We start from the raw sequence: 23,969 nt of genomic DNA, 5'->3' as shown, positions 1-23,969 counted from the left end.
GGTAAACCCCCCGTTGGCCAGCTGCTCCTCGGAGGGGCCCGCGCCCGGCGGACGCAGCGACTTCAGGCGATCCCGCAACGGCGGTGCCTGGGCGGCCGCCATCACCCCGGCGGCCGCCCCGACCGCGCCCAGGGCGCTGCCGAGCCGCCGGAAGGCCGCGTAGTGGCCGTAGGTGAAGTCCGGCCCGTAGCGTTCGAGGGCCGCCGCCGACCTGACCACCACCCTGGGGTCCAGGGTGGGCAGGGGCACGGTCCACCCCCGCGCCAGCCGGGTACGCGGCCGACCGCGGTTGTCGATCCGCACCCGCCGATCCCGGGGCCCGTCCTCGACCCGACTCCGCTCCCGGGCCGCCGCCAGCATGCCCGCCGGGTCCGCGAAGGCGTCCACGGCCGAGTGCAGGGTGCCCCCGGAGACGTTCCCCCGGGCCCGGACGAACCCCTCCACGTGCAGCGGAACCCCCTCGGGCAGTCGCTCGACGGTGAACAGCACCCCCAGGTCGTGGGGGATCGAGTCGAAACCGCAGGCGTGCACGATCCGCGCGCCGGTGCGCTCCGCGGTGGCGTGGTGGCGGACGTACATGAGGTCCACGAAGGCGGGCTCGCCGCACAGGTCCACGTAGTCGGTGCCCTCGGCCGCGCAGGCGGCCACCAGGGGTTCGCCGCGCTCGGCGTAGGGTCCCACGGTGGAGATGACGACCCGGGCGGAGGCGGCGAGGGCACGGATCGAGGCGGGGTCGTCGACGTCGGCCAGCAGCAGCTCCGGCAGGGGCCGGTCCGGGTCGATCTCGGCCAGCTCCGCCCGCACCGCCTCCAACCGGTCGCGGTCCCGCCCCGCGAGGGCCCACCGCAGCCCGCGTGGGGCGTTGGTGGCCAGGTACTCGGCGGTCAGCGCCCCGGTGAAGCCGGTCGCGCCGAACAGGACGATGTCATGACCGCGTTCCACGGTGGTCCAACCTCTCAGATCTGCTCCATGAGCCGCACTCAGTCTCGCACGCCCGGTCCAACCGGTTTGGCGCGCCGGGACCACCGGGTAGGCAGCTCCGGAACGGCATCCGAACACGGGAGAGACAACCATGGCCGACCTGGTCGACCTGCACGGCACCGCGATGGCGGAGTTCGACCGCCGAGTGGCGGAGGTGGCCCTGACGGACTGGGCGCGACCCACCCCCTGCACGGACTGGGACGTGCACGACCTGGTCAACCACCTCACCTCGGAACAGCTGTGGGTGCCGTCCCTGCTCGACGGGGCGAGCATCGAGGAGGTCGGGGACCGTTTCGACGGCGACGTCCTCGGCGAGGAACCGGCCGCCACCTGGTCCGTGGCCTCTCGAGAGGCCCGAACCGCGTGGCTGGCCCCCTCCGCGCCGGACCGGACGGTGCACCTGTCCTTCGGCGACGTCCCGGGCCACGTGTACCTGTGGCAGATGACCTTCGACCTCGGGGTCCACGCCTGGGACCTGGCCAGGGCGGTCGGCGCCGACGAGCGGCTCGACCCCGCTCTGGTCGCGGAGCTCCTGGAATGGGCCGGTGAGAACCAGGCGGTGCTGTCCGGCAGCAGCCTGTTCGCCGAACAGGTCCCCGTGGGACCCGACGCCGACCCCCAGACCCGGCTCCTCGCCCTGACCGGGCGCGCGGCCTAGGCGCAAGCCCCGGGCGGCGCCCTCAGCCGCGCGCCAGGGTCCGACCCAGCACGCGAGCCCCCTCGGGGAAGGCCCCCGGGCGCGGGCCCGCGTAGTTGAGCCGGAGGTAGGGGCCGGTGGGTTCGGCGGGGAACCACTCGCCGCCCGGGGCGACGACGACCCCCGCCTCCTCGCACTCGCGGACGACGCGGGGAAGGTCGGTGGCGTCCGGCAGCCGCAGCCACAGGTTGAGCCCGCCCTGGGGGACCGCCTCCAGGTACGTGGTGGGCGCGTGCTCGCGCAGCGCCTCGACCAGGAGGTCGCGGCGGGCGGCCAGCTGCTGGCGCAGCCCCCGCAGGTGGGTGCGCCAGGCGGGCTGGGTGACGACGTCCAACGCCACGGCCTGCAACACCCCGCTGACGTACATGGCCTCGGACTGCGCGTCCGCGAGGACGCGTTCCCGTGCCGGGCCCCGGGCGACCAGCCCGGCCACGCGCACGGACGGGGACACGCTCTTGGTGAGTGAGCGCAGGTACACCACGTGCCCGCCGTCGTCGCGCGCCGCCAGAGGGGTCGGCCGCGCGTCGATCCCGAAGTCGTGCGCCCAGTCGTCCTCCACCAGGAACGCGCCGTGGCGACGCACGATCTCCAGCACCCGGTCGCCCAGGTCGGTGGACCAGCGGGCTCCGGTGGGGTTGGCGAAGTTGGGCTGCGCGTACAGCACCCGCGCGCCGGTCCGCTCGAACGCGCGGTCCAGTTCGTCCGGGTCCGGTCCGCGGATTCCGCTGGGCACCGGAACCGCCTCCACGCCCGCCTGCGCGGCCGCGCGGGTGGCGCCCCAGTAGGTGGGGGACTCGATCAGGGCGGGCCGTCCGGCACCCACCAGGGAGCGGAACACGCCGCTCAGCCCGCTCTGGCTTCCTGGGAGGACGAGCACGTCGCCGGGCGCGGGTGGCGTGACACCCACGGGGGTGTGCGCGGCCAGCCCGGCGGCGAACCAGGCCTGGAGGTCCGGCAGTCCGGCGGACGGGGGCCTGGCCACGGTCGCCTCGCTGCGGGCCGCGCGCGCGAAGGCGGCGCGCACCAGTCGTTCGGGGAGCAGGTCCCGGTCCGGGTAGCCCGAGTGGAGCGCGATCGCGTCGTTGGGCGGGGTGCGCAGCGCCGTGTTCAGACCGGGGGAGCGGTGCCGGGGCGCGCCGAGCGCGGCGGTCTGCCACCCGTAGTCGTGGGGCCGGGCGACCCTGACCGCGCGTACGAAGGTGCCCACGCCCGGTCGGCTTTCCAGCACTCCCTGCGCGGCCAGTGTCCGCAGGGCCTTTTGCACCGTGACCGGACTCGCGGCGTACTCGGCCACCAGGGCCCGGGTGGAGGGCAGCCTGGCTCCGGGCGGCGCGCCGGCGATCCACGCGCGCAGCCCCTCGACGATTCGCGCACTGCTATCGTTGGACATGAGGATCAATAGTAGCGCTACTCATGATCAGCCCGGGGTGCTATCCACTCGAACCGGACTCTGGTGGGGACTTCTGGGGGTCGCGGCCTTCTCCCTGACCGTCCCGTTCACCCGCGTCGCGGTGGCGGGTGGAACCATGTCACCCCTGTTCGTCGGCTCAGGGCGCGGGGTGGCCGCCGCCCTGCTGGCCGCCGCGGCGCTCGCGCTCACCCGGCAGCGTCTTCCCCGGGGCGGCCAGTGGTTCCGTCTGGCACTGGTCGGCGGGGGAGTGGTGGCCGGGTTTCCGCTACTGACCTCGTTCGCCCTCACCACCGCGTCGGCCAGTCACGGGGCGGTCGTCATCGCCCTGCTGCCCGCCGCGACCGCCGTGACGGCGGTGCTGCGCGGTCACGAACGGCCCCCGGCGGTGTTCTGGGCCATGGCGGCGGTGGGGGCGGCCGCTGCTGTGGGCTTCGCGAGCCTCCAGGGAGCGGGGGCCGGTTCCGGCCTGGTCTGGTCCGACCTGCTGCTGTTCGGTGCGGTCGTCGCGGCCGCGATCGGCTACGCGGAGGGCGGTCTCCTCGCCCGTGAGCTCGGCGCGTGGCAGACCGTCTCCTGGGCCCTGGTGCTCTCCGCCCCGCTCATGATCGCCCTGTGCGGGGTCGCGGTGGCCCAGCAGCCGCCGAGCGGGACCCCGGCAGAGTGGGCCTCGTTCGCCTACCTGGCGGTGGTCAGCATGTACCTGGGCTTCTTCGCCTGGTACCGGGGCCTGGCGATCGGCCCGATGACCCGGGTGAGCCAGATCCAGCTCACCCAGCCGGTGATGACCCTCGGATGGGCCGCCCTGCTGCTGGGCGAGCACCTGACCTGGCCCACGGTCCTCGGCGGGGCCGCGGTGGTCCTGTGCGCCACCGTCGCCGTCCGGTCCAGGCTCGGACGGTCGACGGTGGTCGGGCGCGGCCCCGTCGTGCGGGGAGGCGGGACCTAGCCGGTGGTCACCCGCTCGGCCTCGGCGTCGGTTTCGGAACCCTCGTCCTCGCCCGCCGTTCGGGGAGCGGGGGCGGGGACGATCCCCTGCTCCACCGCCATCTCGCGGACCAGGCGCGGCGCGCTCCACAGGGTGGGCAGCAGGATCAGTCCCACCGGTACGGCGGTCACCACGATGAACGACTGGAGCGCCTGTACACCGTTGTCGCCCACGGTGAGCAGCACGATGGCGGCGGCGCCCATGCCGAGGCACCAGAACGCCCGCACCCACGGGAAGGGCTCGCCCGAGTGCATGCTGGCGGAGGAGATCGAGTACGACATGGCGTCGAGCGTGGCGGCGAAGAAGATGAGCGTGACGACCACCATGATCAGCGCCAGCACCGCGCTCAGCGGCAGGGCCTGAACGATCGCCAGTGCCGCGGCGGGCAGGCCGTGCTCCTCGTACGGGCCGGAGACGGCCCCCGGGTCGCGCTGTTCGAGCCACAGTCCGCTGCCGCCCAGCGCGGTGAACCACACGGAGGTGACGACGGCGGGCAGCACGGTGGCGCCCACGTAGATCTGTCGGACCGTGCGGCCCTTCGAGATGCGAGCGATGAAGATGGCCATGATCGGGCCGTAGCCGATGAACCAGCCGAAGAAGAAGACGGTCCAGTAGCCGAGCCACTCCGTGTCGCCCCGGAACAGGGCCATGGGCACGAACTCACGCACGTGCACGGCGCTGGCCTGGAGGAACAGGTCGACGACGAAGGGCAGTGAGGACAGCCCCACGACGCACACGATCAGCACCAGCGCGGCCCAGACGTTGATCCGGCTGAGCAGCTGGATGCCCCGGTCGAGCCCGCTGAGCACCGAGATGGTCGCCACGACCGTCAGGCCCAGGATGATCGCCACCTGGGTGCCGAACCCGGAGCCCACCCCGAACATCTCGCCGCCGATGTAGGACATCTGGAGACCGAGGAAACCGATCGGGCCGACCGTTCCGGCGACCACCGCGACCACACAGCTGATGTCGGCGACGGCGCCGATCCAGTGGGTGCGGACGCGCTCACCCATGAGCGGCCACAGCAGCGTGCGGGGCCGCAGGGGCATGCCCTTCTCCACACCGCGCATCATCACCAGCGTGGCCAGCGAACCACCGATCGCCCAGGCCGGGAAGCCCCAGTGGACGAAGGTCTGCGCGAGGGCGACCGAGGCGCCCTCCATGCCGCCCGCCATGTGCGCGTACTGCGGCGGCGGGTCGACGTAGTGGGCCAGGGGCTCGGCGGCGGCCCAGAAGACGCCTCCCGCGGCCAGCAGGGTGGTCAGGACCATGGCGACCCACCGGAACCAGGTGAACCCGGGGGCGTCGGTCCCGCCCATACGCACCCGCCCGTAGCGGGAGAAGGCCAGGATCGTGGCGACGACCACGGTGGCCAGGAGCAGCACCTGCCAGTAGGCGCCGAACCAGCGCGCCGACCACGCGAACGCGGCGTCCACGGCGGCGCTGACACCGGAGGGGGACACGAGCGCCGCCAGGACGAAGGCGATCAGCAGGCCGCCGGAGACTCCGACGACCCAGGGATCCGGTCGTCGGCCGGTTTCGGGCACACGTGTGCTCGGGGTGGAAGACATGGAGTAGAGGATGCCCATCGATTGGAATCATCCACCGGAAGCCCCGGCAGACCGGCCGAGTCTACGTGCGTTCGTCCAGGTTGGAGCGGAGATGAGAGGGTGCGTCGTGCCACGCCGCTGTGTGGCCGTGAACGCTTTCGCGCCGGTGCCTCCGTACGGGGGAGATGCCGAGAACCCCCGCGTACGGGGCGATCCGTCGTACCGGCCGCCACCGTCGCATCCCCGACTCGGGGGCGACAGCGGCCGCCTCAGTCGAGGAGGGCCACCGAGTCCCGTTCCACCAGGTGCACGGGAAGCCGGACGCCGCGCCCTTGGGGGCTCTCGTCCGGGGAGACCAGCAGGCGCATGGCGTGGTCGCCCAGCAGCTCGCGGTCCAGTCCCACGGTGGTCAGGCCCGGGTCGAGCAGCCCGGAGGTGGCCAGGTCGTCGTGCCCGACCACGCTCACGTCCCGACCGACCCGCATCCCCAGGGAACGGGCGGCGGCGTACACGGCCGTGCCCAGGTAGTCGGAGTTGACCACGAAGGCCTCGTGTCCGCCCGCCCCGTCGCCCCCACGGGCGCCGACGCCCAGCCGCCCCACGACCATGCGGGCGACGCTGTCGTGGTCCAGGGGACAGCGCACCACGGTTCCCGTCAGGCCCCACTCCTCACAGTGGCGGACGAACTCCTCCTCGCGCCCCCAGTCGGCGGCCAGCCCCTCGGGGGCCACGACCAGCGTGGCCCCGCGGTGACCCCGTGCGCGCAGGTGCCCCAGTGCCAGGGCGACCGCGGCCCCGTCGTCGGGCCCCACCGTGGACAGTCGTGGCCCACCCGGGAGCGGGGGTTCGGGCGTGCGGTTGAAGGCCACCACGGGGACGTCGGGGTGGCGGGAGAGCCAGGCGGTCAGTGGACCGTGCCGGCCGACCGGGCTGATCGCGACCCCGCCGACCCCCTCGGCGGCGAGCCTGCGCAGCGCGGCGGCCTCACGGTCGACGTCGTAGTCGGAGCTGAGGATGAGCAGGAACGCGCCCTCCCGGTGCGCCCGCACCTCCATGCCGCGCAGCACGTCCAGGAAGAAGGGGTTGCGCATGTTGCGGATGACCACCCCGTAGGCCGACCTCTGGCCGGTGCGCAGCGCCCGCGCCCGACCGTCCACCTGGTAGTCGAGGTCGGCGGCGGCCCGGCGGACCCGCTCCACGGTCGCTGTGGCCACCCGCCCCTGGCCGTTGAGCGCGAAGCTGGCCTGGGCGACCGAGACCCCGGCTCGGGTGGCGACGTCGCGCAGGGTCACGCGCTTGTGAGAGGCGGGCATGGGCGGTCCTTCCGAAGGCGGGTCTACGGCCATGATGCCGGGGCGGCGGCGGGTGTGCCACGGCGGTCCCGGGCGGGCGGGGGCTCAGAATCGGCGGTCGAGCGGGGCTCGTGCCCGCCCTGCCACCGGGTCTTCGGCAGAGGGCCGGGGCGGGGCCGGGTGGCGGGGTTGGCCGAGGGTTCCCAGGGTGTTGGCCCGCCGGACACCGATCACGACAGTGCAGGTCACCCCCATGGTGAATCGTTTCATCACGAAGCACCCCCCCACCCGCCCTCGGCCCGACGACCGGGCCGCCTGATCACCCTCGGAGCCCTCATGTCCCACCGACGCACGGCGATCACCGGCGCCGTCGTGACCCTCTCCGTCCTGGCCCTGACCTCGTGCGGCAACGTCGACGCCCCCGCGGGATCGGCCTCGGGCGACGGCGACGTCGTCATCACCTACAACTCGCCCTCCGAGTGGGGCAACTACGGCGAGGTCCTGCGCGCCTTCACGGAGGAGACGGGAATCAACGCCCCGAACGACCCCAAGAACTCGGGGCAGGCCCTGGCCGCGCTCCAGGCCGAGAGGGGTTCACCCGTCGCCGACGTCGCCTACACCGGCATCGCCTTCGGTGAACAGCTGGTGGAGGCCGGGGTCCTCCAGGAGTACGTGCCCGAGGGTGCCGAGCAGGTCCCCGACGAACTCCGCGACCCCGACGGCGCCTGGACCAGCGTGCACACCGGCACCATCGCCCTCATCGTCAACGAGGACCACCTCGACGGCGCCCCGGTGCCCCGGAGCTGGGACGACCTGCTCGACCCGGCCTACGAGGGCAAGGTCGGCTACCTCGACCCCACCCAGGCCGCCGTGGGCTACTCCGCCGCCACCGCCGTCAACGTCGCCCTCGGGGGCGACTTCGACGACTGGGGGCCGGGCCTGGACTACCTCAACGCCCTCAGGGACAACGGGGCCGCCACCTCCGCCCAGACCGCCACCGCCAAGGTCGCCCAGGGCGAGATCCCCATCCTCATCGACACCGACTTCAACGGCTACAAGCTCCGCGACGAGGGCGCCAACGTCTCCGTGGTCATCCCCGAGGAGGGATCGCTCCAGATCCCCTACATCGTCGGCCTGGTCGAAGGCGCCCCCAACGAGGACAACGGCAGGAAGCTCCTCGACTTCTACTTCTCCGAGCAGGGCCAGGCCCTCTTCGCCGCCGGGTACATGCGCCCGGTGACCGGCGAGATGCCCGACGAACTCGCGGACAAGGTGCTGCCGCCCGAGGACTACGAGCGGGCCGCCACGATCGACTACGTCGAGCAGGGCCTGCGCCAGCAGGAGTTCATCGAGCTCTACCAGGACGAGGTCGGCTTCTAGTGCCCTCCAGCACCACCGCCGGGAGCCGCACGGAACCCGCCACCGGAGGGGGCGCCGCCCCCGTCGTCCGCCGACGCGGGCCGACGCCACCGGCCTGGCTCGCCGCGCTCCCCGCCCTGGTCGTCATCGGCCTGTTCAGCGCCTATCCCGTCGTCGTCATGGTCGCCAACTCCCTCGGTCTGGGGCAGCCCCCGGCCGACGGAGGACCCACGCTGGAGCACTACGCCCGGGCGTTCGGTTCGGCCGCCGTCCGCGACGCGCTCCTCAACTCGCTGTACATCGCCGTGGGCTCGGTCCTGTTCACGCTCTGCGTCGCCGTGCCCGTGGTGCTGCGCCAGGCGGAGGACGACCGCGCGGGCCGGGGCGGCGCCACCACCGACGCCCTGCTCACCCTGCCCATCGCCCTGCCCGGGATCATCATCGGGTTTTTCGCGATCGTCCTCACCGGACGGACCGGACTGCTGGGTCTGGCGTGGGACGGCTTCTCCGGCCTGGCCTACACCTTCCCCGGACTGCTCATCGCCTACCTGTACTTCTCCCTGCCCCGCGTGCTCGGCCCGCTGCGCGGCGCCGCCGCCACCCTGGACCCCTCCCTGCCCGAGAGCGCCCGCACCCTGGGCGCCTCCCGTCCGCGCGTGTTCCTCACCGTGACCCTGCCCCTGCTGCTGCCCGCCGCCATCGAGACCAGCGGCACCGCGATCGCGGTCGCCCTGGGCGGGTACGGCACCGTCGCCACCCTGTCCGAGGGGGTTCGGCTCCTGCCGCTCAACGTCGCCAACGAACTCACCACCGGCTACCGGCTCGCCGCCTCGTCGACCCTCGCGGTGATCCTCGCCGCGACGGCCGTGCTGGCGCTGGTCCTCGGCCGGGTCCTGGCCCGAGTCGTCCGCCGGGCGGTGGCCTCATGACCCGGCTCGTCACCCGACTGACCTGTGCGTTCGTGGCCATCCCGCTCCTGGCCACCCTCATCGCCGCCACCAGCGTCGACTTCTCCCAAGGTCCCTGGGGCGGCGGGCCCACACTGGACTGGTTCGCCCACGCCTGGCCGCCGCTGGCCCCGGTGATCGGCCGCAGCCTGGCCGTGGCCGCCCTGGTCGTGGCGCTGAACCTGGCCGTCGGCGGACCGCTCGCCTGGTGGGTGGCCCGCCACCCCTCCGTGCTCACCCGCCTCACCGGCTACCTGGTGAACGTGCCCTTGGCCGTGCCCGGAATCGCGCTGAGCGTCGCACTCGTGGGCACCTACCCGATGCTGCGCCCCAGCGGACTGCTGCTGGTCCTGGGCCACCTCGTCTTCACCCTGCCGTTCACGCTGGCGGCCCTGGTGCCCGCCCTGGCCGACGACGAGCTGCGCACCAACGAGGGCGTCGCGCGCAGCCTCGGCGCCGGACCGGTCCGCGTCCTGCGCACCATCACCGTCCCGGCCTGCCTGGTCGCCGTCACCCAGGCGGTGACCATGGTGTTCGCCCTGTCCTTCGGCGAGTTCAACGTCAGCTTCTTCGTCAACCCGCCAGCCACGCCCACCGCGCCCTTCGCCCTGTTCGACTCCTACTCCACCCAGCGCCTCGAACTCGCCTCGGCGCAGTCGATGATCTTCGTCGCCTTCGTCGCTCCGGTGCTGACCGCCATCGTCCTGGCCCGGCGCCGGGCCCCGAGGAGAACCCCGTGAGCACCCAAGCCACCGCACCCGACACCACGCCCCGTCCCGCGCCAGCCGGCGCGCGCACGTCCGGGCTGACCGTGGACGACCTCACCGTGCGCTACGGCTCCACCACCGCCGTGGAGCGCGTGTCCCTGGACGTGGCCCCGGCCGAGACGGTCGCCGTCATCGGCCCCTCCGGCTGCGGCAAGAGCACCACGCTGCGCGCCGTGGCCGGGCTGGTCCCGGTCTCGGAGGGAGCCCTCACCCTGGCCGGGCGGGACGTCACCGGCCTGGGCCCCGCCAGGCGCAACATCGGCCTGGTCCCGCAGAACTACGCGGTCTTCCCGCACATGAGCGTGGCCGCCAACATCGGCTACGGACTGCNGCCCCCCGCCGCGAGCGGCTGGTGCGGGAGATGCTGGAGCTGACCCACCTCACCGACCTCGCCGAACGCCGCCCCGACCAGCTCTCCGGCGGGCAGCGCCAACGGGTCGCCCTGGCCCGGGCTCTCGCGATCCAGCCGGACGCCCTGCTGTTGGACGAGCCCCTGGCCGCGCTGGACCCGCAGCTGCGCGGCGGACTGCGCCGGGAACTCGCCGCCATGCTGGCCGCGACCGAGTGCGCCACCCTCATCGTCACCCACGACCAGCGCGAGGCACTGGCGCTGGGATCGCGGATCGCCCTGCTCCGTGACGGGAGGCTGGTCCAGTTCGACACTCCCCAGAAGCTCTGGGACGACCCGGTGGACGCCTTCGTCGCCGACTTCCTGGCCAGCGCCGTCCTGCTCGACGCCGAACTCGACGACGGCCACGCCGTGGCCCTGGACGGGCGCTGGCGGCTCCCGGTCGCGGACCTCACCGTACGGCCCACCGCGCACGGCGCCGTCCGGCTGCTGCTGCGCCACGACAGCCTCACCGTCACGGACGAGGAGGACGAGTCGGCGCTGGTCGCGGAGGTGACCCACTCGGAGTTCACCGGCGACGGCGTACACCTCACCGTTCGGGCGGGGGAACACCTCCTGGGGGTGCGGGTGCCGCCCGACGCGCGGATCGGGCGCTCGGTGCCGCTGGCGGTGGTCCCGGGGCGGGCCACCCTGCTACGCCCCTGAACCGACCGCCCGCGCCCCACTCCCGGTTCGCCCCCGACCACAGTCACGAGAGGAACACGCATGCTGGAACTGGAGATCCTCGGATCGAACGCGACCGCGCCCACCAAGGAGGGGCCCGCCTCCTGCTACCTGCTCCACACGGAGACCGGTCTGGTGCTGGTGGACGCCGGGCCAGGGTCGCTGCTGGCCTACTGCCCCCGGTACGAACTGGAGCAGCTGCGCGGGATCGTCGTGACCCACATGCACGCCGACCACAGCCTGGACCTCATGGCCTGGGCCTACCGGTGGACCTTCCCCGAGGTGCTGCCGCGCGTCCCGCTCTTCCTCCCCGAGGGCGAGGCCGAGCGCGTGGCGGCCTTCGACGCGGTCTTCGGCATCCCCACCCTGCCGACCATGAACCAGCCCATCACCCAGTCCTTCGACATCACCGCCATGCCCCGGGACGGCCGGACCGTGCACGAGGTGGACGGGGTCGCGTTCCGTTCCTACGCAGCGCACCACAGCGTGCCGTCCGCGGCGCTGCGCTTCGAGTCCCCGGACGGGCGGGTCGTCGCGTTCTCCTCCGACACGGGCTACTGCGCCCCGGTCGCGGAGGCCGCCCGCGAGGCCGACCTGTTCGTGTGCGAGGCCACCTACCTGGAGGCGGACGAGCGGTCCCTGCACGGCCACGGCCACCTCACGGCGCGGATGGCGGGGGAGCTGGCCGCCGAGGCGCGGGCGCGCCACCTGGTGCTCACCCACTTCGCCAGCCCCGCCGACTGGGACGAGGGCCGCCGTCACGCGGAGGGTGCCTTCGGAGGCAGCGTCAGCGTCGCCGTCCCGGGCAGTCGGTTCTGAACTGAGGACGCCCCCGGCGGCGGTCTCCCGGTACGGGTGGGACCGCGGTCAGGGGCGTGCCTCGGCGCGCTCCGGCCCCGGGGTCACGGCATGTGGACGCCGCCCAGCCTCGGTCCGGTGACGAAGGCGGCGTCCGCACCGTCGAGGTGGCGCACGGCCGCCGCCACCTCGTCGGTGCGCCCCGGCGGCCCACCGGTCCCCGTCGGTCCCAGCTCCTCGCGGGCCCGGTCGACCCCGGCCAGCGCGGCGAACGGACGCCCCTGACGTCGACCTCCGCCCGCATCTCGCGTCTCGATATGTACGGCCATTTAAGTGCCCTTGTTCCCCGCCTTCGGGCGCCTTGTCAGGGGCATCCTGGTGGGAAATGGCTCTGGATCCATTGACAAGGCGAATCCGCGAGCCAAAAATGGCCGTACAAATCAGCCGGAGGGTTGCCGACCCTCCCTCCGTAGGGAGCCCCGCCCATGGCCGTCGCCCGAACACTCGCCGACTGGGCCCACGCCCTGGACCCCAGCGAGGACGATCGCGCTCTGGCGCGTCGTTCGCTCCGCGACACGCTCGCCGTCACCCTGGCCGCACGGGACCACCCCCTGGTCCCGCTGACCCGTGGCCTCCCCGAAGAGGCCCGTTGGGCCGCGATCGGTCACGTACTGGACTTCGACGACCTGCACCTGCCCTCGACCACCCACATCAGCGTGGTGTGCGTTCCCGCCGTACTCGCTACGGGGGGAGGCGAACGCGACTACCTGGCCGCGGCCGGGGTCATGGCACGACTGGGAACGGCGCTGGGGTGGCGGCACTACACGGACGGCTGGCACGCCACCTGCACGGCGGGGGCGCCGGCCGCGGCGGCGGGGGCGGCCCTGGCCCTCGGGCTGCCAGCCGACCGCGTCGCCACCGCCATGGCCCTGGCGGTCCCGGCCGCGGGGGGAGTCCAGCGCGCGTTCGGCACCGACGCCAAGTCCCTCCAGGTCGGCTTCGCCGCACACGCCGGTGTCCGCGCCGCCCGCCTGGCCGCGGCCGGAGCCGACGCCGACCCGACCGCGCTCGACCAGTGGTTCGCCATCATGGGGGGCGACCCCGCGGCCCTCGACACCGGTGGCGACGCCGTCCCCGACGGCCTGGCCACCAAGGTCCATCCCTGCTGCTACGCCATGCAGCGGCCCATCGAGGCGGTCCGCTCGCTGGGGCCGATCGACCACTCCGCCGTCGAGCGGATCGAGGTCGAGGCCCCGGAGGCGACCCTGCACCCGCTCATCCACCACAGGCCCGACACCGGGCTCCAAGCCAAGTTCAGCCTGGAGTACGCGGTCGCCGCCGCCGTCCTGGACGGCCACCCGGGATTCGCCGGCTTCACGGATCGGGCCGCCCTGCGCCCCGAGGCCCGGCGCCTGGTCGCGGCGGTGCGCGTCCGGGCCACCCCCGGCGGCCACGGTCTCCTCGACGGGTCCACCACGGTCCGGGTCCGCACCCGGGACGGCGCCGTGCTCGACACCATCCTGGACCTGCCAGCAGGAGCTCCCCGGCGACCGGCGACCGACACCGAACTCGCCGCGAAGTTCGCCGACTGCGGCGCCGACGTCCCGGAGCACGTGGACAGGACCACCTGGTCGAACGCCCCGGACCTGCTGCGCTCCCAGTTTCCCGGAGCCCCCGGGGCCGACCCGCGGGGGGACACCCCGAACACCGAGGGGGAGGGGTGAGCCGCCGACCGCTCGACGGTGTCACTGTCATCGGCCCGAAACGGGCCGTCACCGCGTTCTTCGCCGCCGACCAGTCGGGTGACGAGATCCAGCGCGACGTGGTCGTCCGCCGACTGTGAAACGCCCCCGGGTCGAGCAGGGGCGGTCCGATACCCCCGGACCCGCGTTGTCCCCGTCCCCTCCCGGGACGGGGACAATGGGACCTCGGGGCAATGGGGAGGGGCCGGGGGCGATGGCGGTCAACAGCGGCGAAGCGGCCTACCAGAAGGTCGCGCGGGAACTGCGCTCGGCGCTGCTCGACGGCACGTTCGACGACGGCTCCCGCCTGCCCACCGAGGCCGAACTCGCCGACCGGTACGACGTCAGCCGCCAGACGGTCCGGCGTGCCTTCCAGGACCTGGTCTCCGAGGGGCTGGTCCACCGGGTCCGCGGCCGGGGCACCTTTCCGGCCCCCCGCGACCAGGGACGCTACCTGCGCCAGTTCGGTTCGATCGACGACCTCATGGCTTTGTCCGAGGACACCCGGATGCGCGTGCTCCGACCGCTGCGCCGCAGGGTGGACATCGACGCGGCGGGCCGCCTGCGCCTGGACGACGACACCGTGCACACCGTCGACTTCGTGCGGATGCACGCGGAACAGCCGTTCTGCGTGACCACGGTGCACCTGCCGCCGACCGTGGCCTCCGTGCTCGGCGCCGTGCCGGAACTGGCCTCCGAGGGTGTGAGCAGTACCATCACCGTCATCGGACTGCTCGATCGGGGGCTGGACCACCCCATCGCCGAAGCGGAGCAGAGCATCACCGCCGTGGACGCGGGGGACGACCTCGCAGCAGATCTGGGATGTCCACGGCGGCAGCCCCTGCTGAGGGTCGACCGCGTCTACCTGGACGTGACCGGGTCCCCGGTCGAGCTGGCCACCAGCCACTTCCTGCCGGAGCAGTACTCCTACCGTGTCCGGCTGCGACGCAGCACGCGCTGACGTCCCACCGCCGGACCGACCGAACAGGGAAACCATGACTGAACAGACCTCCGTCTCCCGGGACGAGCTCCGCCGCGTCGACACCCCCGCCGGACCCGTCGTCGGCGCGGTCCGGGGAGAGGTGGTCCGCGCCCTCGGCATCCCCTACGCGCGCGCCGAACGGTTCGCCCCGCCCCGGCCCGCGCCCCCGTTCACCGAACCCTTCGAGGCCACCCGGCCCGCGCCCGCCTCACCGCAGCTCATCTCCAAGGTGGTGTCGACGGCGGTCGACGGTGTCTCGGTCGGCCGCCACGACGAGGACTGCCAGCGGCTCTCCGTCACCTTCCCCGCCGACCTCACCGAGGACGAGCGCCTGCCCGTCATGGTGTGGATCCACGGCGGCTCCTACGTCACCGGGGCCGGGGACATGGAGATCTTCGATCCCACGAGCCTGGTCACCGAGCAGCGCGTCATCGTCGTCGCCGTCACCTACCGCCTCGGGGTGCTCGGCTACCTGCGCATCGGCGACTCCGTCCCCGCCAACCTCGGTCTCCTCGACCAGATCCAGGCGCTGCGCTGGGTCCGCGCCAACATCGCCGCCTTCGGGGGAGACCCCGACCTCGTCACCCTCTTCGGTCAGTCCGCCGGTGGTGACGCCGTCGCCCACCTCATGATCAGCCAGGGCGCCGAGGGCCTCTTCCGCCGCGCCGTGGTCCAGAGCGCCCCGCTCGGCATCATCACCGGACGCTCCCGGATGTCCGAGGCCATGGCGCGGGCCGTGGGCGTTCCCGACCCCGATGCGACCGCCACCGAGCTGGTGGCCCTCGAAGAGCGCGCCGGCGCCGCCGCCAAGGGGCACGGCCTGGCCAGCGCCATGCCGTTCGGTACCCAGTACGGGCACGCACCCCTGCCCGCCGAGACGATCCGGCTCCGCGCCTGGGGCGCGGCCGCCCCCGGGATCGACCTGCTGATCGGTGCGACCAGCGAGGAGACCGGGCTGTTCGCCGAGTTCCTCCCCGCGATCCGGCGCCTGGCCGCGCTGCCGCTCGTGGGACCGTCGCTGCGCCGGTTCCTGGTGTGGGCCACCACGTACCGCATCTACACCGGCCCGACCAAGCGCTTCGCCCGCCACCACCGCAGGTCCGGCGGCAGGGCCACCCGCTACACCGTCACCTGGCGACCGGAGGGCAGCCCCTACGGCGCCGCCCACATCGTGGACGTCCCCTTGCTGCTCGGCAACCGGAAGGCCTGGGAGAACACCAAGCTCGTCGGCCGCACCAGCTGGGCGGAACTCGACCGGCGCGGCCGCGCGGTCCGGCGCCTGTGGGCCGACTTCGCCCGCACCGGGACGGTCCGCCCGAGCAACGCCGAAGCCGCCTCCGAAAGCCTCACCGTCCACCGTTCCTGACAGCCGCCCGCACGCCAGCGGGCCCGAGCCCCGGACGGTGGGCTCGGGCCCGCTGGCGGTTCGAGGGTCAGCGGTACCCGTACCGCTGGGCCGGAACCCGGTTGCGTCCGATCAGGAACCACAGGAGCGCACCGATCAGGGGCGCGAGGAAGACGAGGACGATCCAGACCAGCTTCATGGGGACGTCCAACCGGGAGAACAGGATGCTGAACACGGCCGCGACGATGAGCACGATGGCCGCCAGACCCACCAGCAGCGCGCCGATCATCAGGGCCAACGCGATCCCGGTCTCCGGGGTCATCGACTCGAACAGGTTCAACAGCGTCATCGCGGGTCTCCTCAGTCTCTTGCGGGTTCCGGCCGCCCCCGTCGTGGTGCGGAACCGGACCCCCTGGCTACGTACTCAACGCTAGGTCCACCGCACCTTCCCGGGCATCCACCTGGGGGACGCTCCGCCGCGTCGCCTAAGAAGGCGACACGGTGCCCCGGGTGGGCCTTTTGACGGACGGCTCGTACCGACTTTCGTCGGGGGTGCGCGGTCACGGAGTGGGACCAGTCGTCACCGAACGGTGGTCGTCCGTTGGCTGACGCCTGTGCTCGCGTTCAGTCGCGTCGAGGAGGGTGGCGTTGCGCCGGTCCCCCGACCGGTCAGGCCCCCTCACGTATCGGAGAGCAACCGCATGCTCACGACACACGCCCCCACCGAACGCACCCGCCGCGGCCTCCGCGCCGCGCTGACCGCCTCGGCGGTCGTCGCCCTCACCGCCTCCCTGACCGTGGCGATCGCCCCGGCCGTGGCGGCGCCCTCGGACGGCGGGGACGAGCCCGTCTACCGAGGTGCGATCGAGATCGTCCGCACCCCCGACGACGCCCCGGACACCCCGCTGCTCAACGGCACGGTGTTCGTCGACACCGACCGCGACGGCGTCAGCGGCGACGAACCCGGCCTCGCCGGGGTCGTGGTCACCAACGGCCGCGACGTGGTCCGGACCGATGACCAGGGCCGGTACCAGCTGCCCGCGTTCGACAACATGACGGTGTCGATCACGCAGCCGTCCGGCTACCAGGTGCCGCTGGACGAGTACAACGTCCCGCAGTTCCACTACAACCACCTGCCCGAGGGTTCCCCGGAGCTGCGCTACGGCGGTATCGAGCCCACCGGTCCGCTGCCGTCCGAGGTCAACTTCCCGCTCGTGGAGAGCGAGCTGACCGCCGCGGACACCCAGAGCTGCGTCATCGCCGGAGACCTCCAGACCTACGACAGACAGGAGATCGAGTACGCGCGCGCCGGGGCCATCAAGGACCTGTCCGAGCGCGACGACTACGCGGGCTGCGGGACGCTCTTCGTCGGCGACGTCGCCGGTGACGACCTGTCGCTCTACCCCGACATCAAGGAACTGGTCGCCGAGACCAACGGTCCGGCACGCTTCCTGCCCGGCAACCACGACCTCGACTTCGACGCGCCCGACGCGGCGCACTCCTTCGACACCTTCCGCGCGGCGCTGGCGCCCGCGTACTACTCCTACGAGGTCGGCGACGCGCACGTCGTTGCCCTGAACACCGTCGACTACCCGTGCACGGCGGCCGACGACAGTCCCGAGGGCATCGCGGCGCACTGCGACCCCGGGGGCTCCCCGGCCTACAACGGCCGGATCAGCGACGACCAGCTCACCTGGCTCGAACAGGACCTGGCCAACGTCGACGAGGACAAGCTGATCGTCGTGGCGGGCCACATCGGTCTGCTCAACTACGCCGACGAGGGCTCCCCGGTCCACCAGGTCGACCAGGTCACACGCGTGCACGAACTCCTCGAGGGCCGCGAGGCCGTGGCGGTGGCCGGACACAGCCACAGCATCGAGAACCTGAGGACCGGTGACGACGTCGAGGGCTGGCGCGAGCTGTTCGGGATCGAGGGACTGCCGTTCCCGCACATCACCGTGGGCGCGATCTCGGGCGACTGGTACTCGGGAGAGGTCGGTGAGGAGGGCTACCCCACGGCCCTCGGCCGTGACGGCGGGCGTCCCGGTGTGGTGACCCTGGACATCGAGGGCAACCAGTTCGAGGAGCGCTACACCGTCACGGGGGAGCCCGACGAGGTGCAGACCCAGCTCGGCCTGAACAGCCCCACCTACCGCGAGTGGTTCACCGAACGCCGCGAGTGGAACGCCGACCCCGTCGGAGAGGCTCCCGAGCTCACGGAACCGCTGGTGGTCGACGCCGACGACCTGGTCGGGGGCACATGGCTGACCACCAATCTCTTCCTCGGCTCCACGGGCTCCACCGTGGAGGTCAGCCTCGACGGGGCACCCGCCGCAGAGGCCGAGCGCACCCAGCAGCTCCAGGGCGAGGCCGTCAACGTCGGTGTGGAGTACTCCGACCCCCACGCCGTCGCCCAGCAGCTGGTCCACGGCGGCAGCCTCGCTGACCGCACCATGCACCTGTGGCGCTTCGATCTGCCCGAGGACCTCGGAGCCGGTGCCCACACGGCGGAGGTCACCGCCACCGACGCCCACGGACGTTCGTTCACCGACACACTGGAGTTCGAGGTCGTGAAGTAGCCCCGAACGAAGAGAGGAGGGCCGACGCGTCCGCGTCGGCCCTCCCGTGTCCCTAGTGGCGGTCGACCAGGAGCTGTCCGTCAGCGGGCTGCTCGCCGGCCAGCCCGCCGCCGTAGTTGGCCTCGACCCGAGACCGCTCGGAGGCGTTGGGCTGGGCGTTGGTGCAGTCCACACCGCCGGTGGAGCCCGACATCAGGGACGAGCAGGGGCCGGGCTTGGCGTCGGGCAGGCCCAGGCTGTGGCCGAGTTCGTGGGCGGCGATCCGCAGCGGGTCGTGGCCCTCGGCGGTGCCCTGACGGCCCATCCACACGGTGACCTGACCGCCCGGACGCACGGGTCCGAGGTGGGCGCGCGGCCAGCCGTCGTCGGCGATGACGCGGATCTCGGCGCGCTGCCCTGAGGGGGCGGGCTCGAGGCGGACGTTGTCGACGCTGGAGTTCCACACGTCCACCGCCGAGGCGACGACCGAGGTGAACTCGGCGGCCTGGCTGGAGTCGTAGTAGAGGACGGTCGGGTTCTGCTGGAGGGACGGCTCGGAGTGCGCCGCGCTCGCCGGTGTGGTGCCCACGAGCGTGAGTGCCAGTGCGCTCAGCGCGACCAGGAGGGGTGTCAGGACGCGTCTCAGCATGGGGTCTCCCTGGGGTGAGGGTGCTGATGATCTTCGTGACCCGGTGGGGTCGCGGTGATGCTATGTGTGGCGACCCATCGCCACAAGGAGGGCTGAACGCTAAGATTCCGCAGCGCCTCCCCGGGCGGCGGGCTCAGGAGCCCGCCGTGTCCAGGTGGGTCACGAGGTCGTCCAGGCGCGCCGTCACCACTTCCGGCTCCAGCTCTGGGGTCGCGGGTTTCCGGGCAGCCGAGCGAGGGGAATCCAGGCCTGAAAACCCCTGGCACTCGGCGGCGGACCGGCGTTACCGTGCCGGGATGACTGACGTTGAACCGGCACCAGAGCCCCACGACCCGTCCTCGCCGTCCCCGGTGTGGGACGCCGAGATGGCGCGGTCCTACGACACCCCGGGCGAGGGGATGTTCGCTCCCGAGCAGGTCGATCCGGCGGTGGCGAGGCTGGCCGAGCTCGCCGGGAACGGCGCCGCACTGGAGTTCGCGGTCGGAACCGGAAGGATCGCCGTCCCCCTGGTCGCCAGGGGCGTCCCGGTCACCGGCGTCGAGCTGTCCGGGGCGATGGTCGACCGGCTGCGCGGCAGGGCCGACGAGGCCACCATCCCCGTGGTGATCGGCGACATGGCCACCACCCGGGTGCCAGGCGACTTCACCCTGGTGTACCTGGTCTACAACACGATCTCCAACCTCCTCACGCAGGCCGAACAGGTCCGGTGCTTCCGCAACGCCGCCAGTCACCTGGGGCCCGGCGGACGGTTCGTCGTGGAACTGGGCGTGCCCAGCCTGCGGCGGCTCCCTCCCGGCCAGGACGGGCTGGTGTTCGCCCACGGCGACGGCTACGTGGGGCTGGACACCTTCGACCTCGAACACCAGCACCTGGTCTCGCACCACATCAGGTTCGAGAAGGGAGGCGAACCCAGCGTGATCCGGGTGAAGCAGCGCTACGTGTGGCCGTCCGAGCTGGACCTCATGGCGCAGATGGCCGGCTTCGAGCTGGAGTCCCGGCACGCGGACTGGAAGGGCGCCCCGTTCACCGGCGACTCCGGCTCCCACGTGTCCGTCTACCGGCTGCCCGAGCAGGACTGAGCCACGAGGAGCGGTCACACGTCGCGGCAAACGAAGCGGAGGGCCTGGGCCGTGGTGGCCCGGGCCCGGACGCCGGTCACCTGTGCGTCCAGCCCGCCTCCGGGCCGTCGGTGCGGGTGCGCCCCCGGGAGGGGCCCTGAACGTCCGGTTCTGCGATCCCCGGACCCTCTGAGATCGGGTTGTCCACAGCTGGAGGAGACCCACTTGTGGCCACCTGCGCCGCCTCGCAGACTGGGAGGACAACCCCTCCTCCCACCCGCCGAGCAGTAGGGACGGCCATGCCGGAATCCATCTTCGCCACGCACGCCTGCCTCGACTCCCTCGTCCTCTACACCACCCGCGCAGAAGAGTGCCGGGACTTCTACAACGCGCTCGGTCTGGCCTTCGGAGAGGAGTCCGACCCCGTCCGGGACGGGCCGAGCCGCTACACCAGTCGCCTCCCTCTCGGGCCCGTCCTGGAGATCCGCCCGGCCCCCGACGGCCACGGGGCCAGCGACCTCCGGCTGAGCCTGGCCCTGGACGTCACCGAGACCGACCCTCCGCTCTCCCGTGGGGAACACCTGCTGATCGATCCCGACGGCCGGAGGATCGACGTCACCGTCCTGTGAACCCCGTCATCCCTGGGTGAGCTTCATGGACACGTACGCGTGGAACCCGCTCCACCGGGAGCGGCCGACGTCGCGCCGCTTGTACTCGCGGAAGCCGAGGTGCTCGTAGAGCCCGAGGGCGGGCGCGTTGGTGTCCTTGATGTCCTCCAGTGTGTACTCGTCGTATCCGGGCAGGGCGAGGAGGTGATGGAGTACGGCCTTGGCGGCGCCCCGCCCCCGGAAGCGCCGGGCGCTGGCGACGAAGCCGATCTCGGCGCGGCCGGGTCCGGACCCGGCGGAGCCTCCCTGGAAGTGCGTCCGGAACACCCGGTCCGCGATGGTTCCCTTGACCAGGCCCAGGTGCCCGCGCAGCGTGCGGGCGTCGTGGTCGATCGCCTCCTGCCCGACCTCGGTGAGGCTGGCCAGAGCCGCGGGCCGCCCGTCGACCAGCGCCACGTGGAAGCGCTCCAGCACCAGCATGTGCTCCACGGCCCCGGTGAGCCGCGCCGGGTCCTTGGCGAAGTACGCCAGGTCCTCCCCGAAGCCCTCGACGAACACCTCCGCGATCGCCCTCCGGTACCCCTCGCCCAGGGCGTCGCCGCGCCTGACCTCGATCACCACCGGTTCCCCGGTACCGTCACCCATCGTTTCCCTCCTTGAGGAGCAGGCCCATCACCGTGGACGTACTCGGCAGCACACACCGCTCACCCAGGGCCGAACGCATCGTTACCAGACCGTCCAACAGGGCGAAGTAGCACGACGCCAACTCGTCGGCGGGGCCCTCACGCAGCGCGCCGCGCGCCTGACCGCGTTCCATGAGCTCCACGGCCGCGCGGAGCAGTTCCGTGTTGCGGGTGACCAGCTCGCCGACCGCCGACGGTACGTCCTCCTCCGGGGAGTTCCCTTGCGTGAACGCCTGGTGCATGAGCTGGAAGAACTCGACGAAGTCACCGGTCCCGGCCAGGTCCGACAGAAACTCGTCGGTGAAGGTCCGCAGGGAGTCCACGGGGGACTCCGAGCCCCGGAACAGCTCCACGACGGCGCCCATCCCCGTCGCGGCCTCGGCGACCAGCTCCTCGAACAGCTCCTCCTTGGTGCTGAAGTGCCGGTAGATGGAGCCGGTGCTGATGCCCGCCTCCTCCGCGATCTGACGCATGTTCACCGCGGCGAACCCCTGACGTGCGAACAGCCGCACGGCGGCGGACCGCACCCGCTCCCGGGTGGCGGCGCGCATCGCCTCGTGCTGCTCCGGACTCCGTGGCATCGGGCCCTCAGCTTCCGACTTTTTGAATGAACATTTGTTCATTCTATTTGGATCGGGGCTGACCGCAAGACCGACCCCGCGACCCGGGCCCCGCCCTCCCGGCCCGCCGACCCCGGCGCCGATACCATCGGCCTCCACCGCACCCAGCCTCGACCAGGGGAGACTCATGACCAGGACGATCCGACGCGCAGTGATCCCCGCGGCCGGTATGGGATCGCGGCTCCTGCCACTCACCAAGGCCACCCCCAAGGAGATGCTCCCCGTCGGTGACAAGCCCGTCATCGAACACACCGTCCGCGAACTCGTGGCCTCCGGCATCACCGACATCACGATCGTCGTCTCCAGCGGCAAGACCCTCATCCAGGACCACTTCCGCCCCGACCCCGCCTTGGTGGAGCGTCTGCGCGGCGACGGGAAGCAGGAGTACGCCGACGCCGTCGAGGAGGTCGCCGAACTGGCCCGCCTGGGACACATCACCTACCTGGACCAACACGGTCCCTACGGCAACGGGACACCGGTGCTCAACGCCTACCGGGACGCCCGCGACGAACCGTCGCTCGTCCTGTGGCCCGACGACGTCTTCGTCGCCGACGTCCCCCGCGCACAACAGCTCGTGAGTGCTTATGAGCGCACCGGCCACCCCGTGCTCGCCCTCATGCCCATGGAGCGCGAGGAATCGCGCCGCTACGGGGTGCCCCGGGTCGCGGAGGACCTGTCCGACGGACTCCTGCGCATCGACGGACTGGTGGAGAAGCCCAAGCCCGAGGACGCCCCCTCCGCCTACGCGGCCATCGGCGGCTACGTGATCACCCCCGACATCGTCGACCAGCTGCGTGCCCAGACCGAGCGCTGGTACACGCACCGCACCGGCGAGATCTACCTGACCGACGCCATCAACGCCCACGCCGCCGACCACCCCGTCTACGGACAGGTCATCCAGGGACGCTGGTACGACACCGGCAATCCCGCCGACTACCTGGTCGCCCAGTTCGCCTCCGCCCTGGCCCACCCCGAGTACGGTCCGCTCCTGCGCCGCCTCGCCGCCCACCCCGAAACCCCCTGACCCCGGGGCGGCGACCGGAAGCGGCCACGGCCCGACGGCGGGGCCCCCACCGGACGGCGGCCCCCTAGGATCGTCGGAGGCCATGACCACGCGACGCGCTCGCGCGAACCCACCCCCCCAGGAGGCCAGCGGTGCCGGATCACCACCGAAACGACCTGTCGGGACACGCGGACGCCGCGGTCCAGGCCAGGAGTATCGGCAGTGTCCACTTCGGAGAGCCCCGGCCGCCCGCACCACCCCACCAGGCGCCCTCCGCCGACCGCAGGTTCACCAACCGGGTGGACGACCTCGTCCGGCTGGACGCCCTCGCGGCCGAGGTCAGGCGCGAACGCCGTGGCGCGCTGGCCCTGCTCCTGGGGGAGTCCGGGATCGGCAAGAGCGTCACCCTCGCCGAGGCCAGCGCCCGCCTGTCGGACCGGTTCGAGGACGGCGTCCTGTATCGGGATCTCGACACCTGGCGCGACCGCGAGGGCAACCTCGACCTCACCGGGGTCCTGCGCGGCCTCCTCCAGGACCTCCACGTGCGGGACGTCGACGCGGAGAGCGACGTCAACGTCCTCATCGGTCGTCTGCGCGGCGTGACCGCGGGCAAGCACCTCCTGCTGCTCCTGGACGGCGCCGCCAGCGACACCGAGATCGATCACTTCTCCCTCGGGTCGGGCCCGCACCTGGTCGTGGCCGCCTGCGAGGAGGGCTTCGCCGGTGCGGCGGCCCGGATCGCCCGGGGAGCCGAGGCCCTCACGCTGCGCTCCCTGGCAGAGGCCGACTCACTCCGCCTGTTCCGTTCGTTCCACGCTGTGGACCGACGCATGTCCCACCGCGACGAGTACGAGGCCGCCAC

The 23,969-nt window shown here is 72.6% G+C and carries 25 protein-coding genes and 1 pseudogene; 17 read left to right on the top strand and 9 right to left on the bottom strand.

Going from position 1 to position 23,969, the window contains the following annotated elements; translation table 11 throughout:
- A partial coding sequence (locus D452_RS0107565) for a saccharopine dehydrogenase family protein (RefSeq protein ID WP_017543551.1) occupies nucleotides 1–942 on the bottom strand: 942 nt, incomplete at its 3' end.
- Nucleotides 943–1,072: 130 nt separating this feature from the next.
- On the opposite strand from D452_RS0107565, the gene D452_RS0107560 reads away from it, so the two are divergent.
- Complete coding sequence (locus D452_RS0107560; protein WP_017543550.1) at nucleotides 1,073–1,639, top strand: TIGR03086 family metal-binding protein; 567 nt, start codon at nucleotides 1,073–1,075, stop codon at nucleotides 1,637–1,639.
- Nucleotides 1,640–1,661: 22 nt separating this feature from the next.
- On the opposite strand, the gene D452_RS0107555 is transcribed toward D452_RS0107560, so the two are convergent.
- A complete protein-coding gene (locus D452_RS0107555) occupies nucleotides 1,662–3,068 on the bottom strand; it encodes an aminotransferase-like domain-containing protein (protein WP_026129064.1) in 1,407 nt (468 codons plus the stop codon).
- Between D452_RS0107555 and D452_RS0107550 the strand changes: the two genes are divergently transcribed.
- Nucleotides 3,067–4,035, top strand: a complete 969-nt coding sequence (locus D452_RS0107550) for a DMT family transporter (RefSeq protein WP_051061264.1) — start codon at nucleotides 3,067–3,069, stop codon at nucleotides 4,033–4,035. The two genes, D452_RS0107555 and D452_RS0107550, sit on opposite strands and share 2 nt — an antisense overlap.
- On the opposite strand, the gene D452_RS0107545 is transcribed toward D452_RS0107550, so the two are convergent.
- Entirely contained in the window at nucleotides 4,032–5,645 is a 1,614-nt protein-coding gene (locus D452_RS0107545) for a BCCT family transporter (protein ID WP_040693326.1), read from the bottom strand. The genes D452_RS0107550 and D452_RS0107545 overlap by 4 nt on opposite strands.
- A gap of 248 nt (nucleotides 5,646–5,893) precedes the next feature.
- Nucleotides 5,894–6,937, bottom strand: a complete 1,044-nt coding sequence (locus D452_RS0107540) for a LacI family DNA-binding transcriptional regulator (RefSeq protein ID WP_017543546.1) — start codon at nucleotides 6,935–6,937, stop codon at nucleotides 5,894–5,896.
- A 315-nt stretch (nucleotides 6,938–7,252) separates the two neighbouring features.
- Here D452_RS0107540 and D452_RS0107535 point away from each other — a divergent pair, with 315 nt between their 5' ends.
- The 6 genes from D452_RS0107535 (at nucleotide 7,253) to D452_RS0107515 (ending at nucleotide 11,880) form a co-directional block, all read left to right on the top strand.
- A complete protein-coding gene (locus D452_RS0107535; protein WP_017543545.1) occupies nucleotides 7,253–8,296 on the top strand; it encodes an extracellular solute-binding protein in 1,044 nt (347 codons plus the stop codon).
- A gap of 116 nt (nucleotides 8,297–8,412) precedes the next feature.
- Complete coding sequence (locus D452_RS0107530; RefSeq protein ID WP_110048814.1) at nucleotides 8,413–9,204, top strand: ABC transporter permease subunit; 792 nt, start codon at nucleotides 8,413–8,415, stop codon at nucleotides 9,202–9,204.
- Nucleotides 9,201–9,962 (top strand): ABC transporter permease, encoded by a 762-nt coding sequence (locus tag D452_RS0107525; RefSeq protein WP_017543543.1) that lies wholly within the window; start codon nucleotides 9,201–9,203, stop codon nucleotides 9,960–9,962. Before D452_RS0107530 ends, D452_RS0107525 begins: the two co-directional genes overlap by 4 nt.
- On the top strand, nucleotides 9,959–10,363 hold the full coding sequence (locus D452_RS31675; protein WP_275040718.1) for an ATP-binding cassette domain-containing protein: 405 nt from the start codon (nucleotides 9,959–9,961) through the stop codon (nucleotides 10,361–10,363). Before D452_RS0107525 ends, D452_RS31675 begins: the two co-directional genes overlap by 4 nt.
- Entirely contained in the window at nucleotides 10,351–11,043 is a 693-nt protein-coding gene (locus D452_RS27870) for an ABC transporter ATP-binding protein (RefSeq protein ID WP_275040717.1), read from the top strand. The genes D452_RS31675 and D452_RS27870 overlap by 13 nt, the downstream gene beginning before the upstream one ends.
- 60 nt (nucleotides 11,044–11,103) lie before the next feature.
- Complete coding sequence (locus D452_RS0107515; RefSeq protein ID WP_017543541.1) at nucleotides 11,104–11,880, top strand: MBL fold metallo-hydrolase; 777 nt, start codon at nucleotides 11,104–11,106, stop codon at nucleotides 11,878–11,880.
- 83 nt (nucleotides 11,881–11,963) lie between these two features.
- Here D452_RS0107515 and D452_RS0107510 read toward each other — a convergent pair whose 3' ends face one another.
- Complete coding sequence (locus D452_RS0107510; RefSeq protein WP_017543540.1) at nucleotides 11,964–12,188, bottom strand: hypothetical protein; 225 nt, start codon at nucleotides 12,186–12,188, stop codon at nucleotides 11,964–11,966.
- A gap of 156 nt (nucleotides 12,189–12,344) precedes the next feature.
- Between D452_RS0107510 and D452_RS0107505 the strand changes: the two genes are divergently transcribed.
- The 4 genes from D452_RS0107505 to D452_RS0107490 all read left to right on the top strand — a co-directional run bounded on the left by D452_RS0107505 (nucleotide 12,345) and on the right by D452_RS0107490 (nucleotide 15,949).
- On the top strand, nucleotides 12,345–13,583 hold the full coding sequence (locus tag D452_RS0107505) for an MmgE/PrpD family protein (protein WP_017543539.1): 1,239 nt from the start codon (nucleotides 12,345–12,347) through the stop codon (nucleotides 13,581–13,583).
- The gene (locus D452_RS31670) at nucleotides 13,580–13,702 is read left to right on the top strand and encodes a hypothetical protein (protein ID WP_017543538.1); all 123 of its coding nucleotides are present in this window, start codon (nucleotides 13,580–13,582) and stop codon (nucleotides 13,700–13,702) included. The genes D452_RS0107505 and D452_RS31670 overlap by 4 nt, the downstream gene beginning before the upstream one ends.
- Before the next feature lie 113 nt (nucleotides 13,703–13,815).
- Nucleotides 13,816–14,562, top strand: a complete 747-nt coding sequence (locus D452_RS0107495) for a GntR family transcriptional regulator (RefSeq protein ID WP_017543537.1) — start codon at nucleotides 13,816–13,818, stop codon at nucleotides 14,560–14,562.
- A gap of 34 nt (nucleotides 14,563–14,596) precedes the next feature.
- Nucleotides 14,597–15,949: a carboxylesterase family protein gene (locus D452_RS0107490; RefSeq protein WP_017543536.1), complete on the top strand. Its 1,353-nt coding sequence runs from the start codon at nucleotides 14,597–14,599 to the stop codon at nucleotides 15,947–15,949.
- Nucleotides 15,950–16,016: 67 nt separating this feature from the next.
- On the opposite strand, the gene D452_RS0107485 is transcribed toward D452_RS0107490, so the two are convergent.
- A complete protein-coding gene (locus D452_RS0107485) occupies nucleotides 16,017–16,277 on the bottom strand; it encodes a PLDc N-terminal domain-containing protein (protein ID WP_017543535.1) in 261 nt (86 codons plus the stop codon).
- 352 nt (nucleotides 16,278–16,629) lie between these two features.
- Between D452_RS0107485 and D452_RS0107480 the strand changes: the two genes are divergently transcribed.
- On the top strand, nucleotides 16,630–18,507 hold the full coding sequence (locus D452_RS0107480) for a calcineurin-like phosphoesterase C-terminal domain-containing protein (RefSeq protein WP_017543534.1): 1,878 nt from the start codon (nucleotides 16,630–16,632) through the stop codon (nucleotides 18,505–18,507).
- A gap of 52 nt (nucleotides 18,508–18,559) precedes the next feature.
- Here D452_RS0107480 and D452_RS0107475 read toward each other — a convergent pair whose 3' ends face one another.
- Nucleotides 18,560–19,135, bottom strand: a complete 576-nt coding sequence (locus D452_RS0107475; RefSeq protein ID WP_017543533.1) for a snapalysin family zinc-dependent metalloprotease — start codon at nucleotides 19,133–19,135, stop codon at nucleotides 18,560–18,562.
- Between the two features lie 365 nt (nucleotides 19,136–19,500).
- Here D452_RS0107475 and D452_RS0107470 point away from each other — a divergent pair, with 365 nt between their 5' ends.
- Both D452_RS0107470 and D452_RS0107465 read left to right on the top strand, forming a co-directional pair.
- Entirely contained in the window at nucleotides 19,501–20,214 is a 714-nt protein-coding gene (locus tag D452_RS0107470; RefSeq protein WP_193374219.1) for a methyltransferase domain-containing protein, read from the top strand.
- A 278-nt stretch (nucleotides 20,215–20,492) separates the two neighbouring features.
- Nucleotides 20,493–20,822 carry a hypothetical protein gene (locus tag D452_RS0107465; protein ID WP_017543531.1) on the top strand — a complete coding sequence of 110 codons (330 nt, stop codon included), beginning with the start codon at nucleotides 20,493–20,495 and terminating at the stop codon, nucleotides 20,820–20,822.
- A 6-nt stretch (nucleotides 20,823–20,828) separates the two neighbouring features.
- On the opposite strand, the gene D452_RS0107460 is transcribed toward D452_RS0107465, so the two are convergent.
- Entirely contained in the window at nucleotides 20,829–21,446 is a 618-nt protein-coding gene (locus tag D452_RS0107460; RefSeq protein WP_017543530.1) for a GNAT family N-acetyltransferase, read from the bottom strand.
- Nucleotides 21,439–22,065 carry a TetR/AcrR family transcriptional regulator gene (locus D452_RS0107455; RefSeq protein ID WP_026129062.1) on the bottom strand — a complete coding sequence of 209 codons (627 nt, stop codon included), beginning with the start codon at nucleotides 22,063–22,065 and terminating at the stop codon, nucleotides 21,439–21,441. Before D452_RS0107455 ends, D452_RS0107460 begins: the two co-directional genes overlap by 8 nt.
- 166 nt (nucleotides 22,066–22,231) lie before the next feature.
- Between D452_RS0107455 and D452_RS0107450 the strand changes: the two genes are divergently transcribed.
- Nucleotides 22,232–23,128: a UTP--glucose-1-phosphate uridylyltransferase gene (locus D452_RS0107450; protein WP_040693322.1), complete on the top strand. Its 897-nt coding sequence runs from the start codon at nucleotides 22,232–22,234 to the stop codon at nucleotides 23,126–23,128.
- Nucleotides 23,129–23,259: 131 nt separating this feature from the next.
- Nucleotides 23,260–23,969, top strand: a pseudogene (locus D452_RS27865) (NB-ARC domain-containing protein); the annotation flags it as partial.

This window comes from Nocardiopsis prasina DSM 43845 (assembly GCF_000341265.1).
In the GTDB taxonomy this organism is placed as follows: Bacteria; Actinomycetota; Actinomycetes; order Streptosporangiales; family Streptosporangiaceae; genus Nocardiopsis; species Nocardiopsis prasina.
This window is presented reverse-complemented; position numbering and strand designations above follow the sequence as displayed.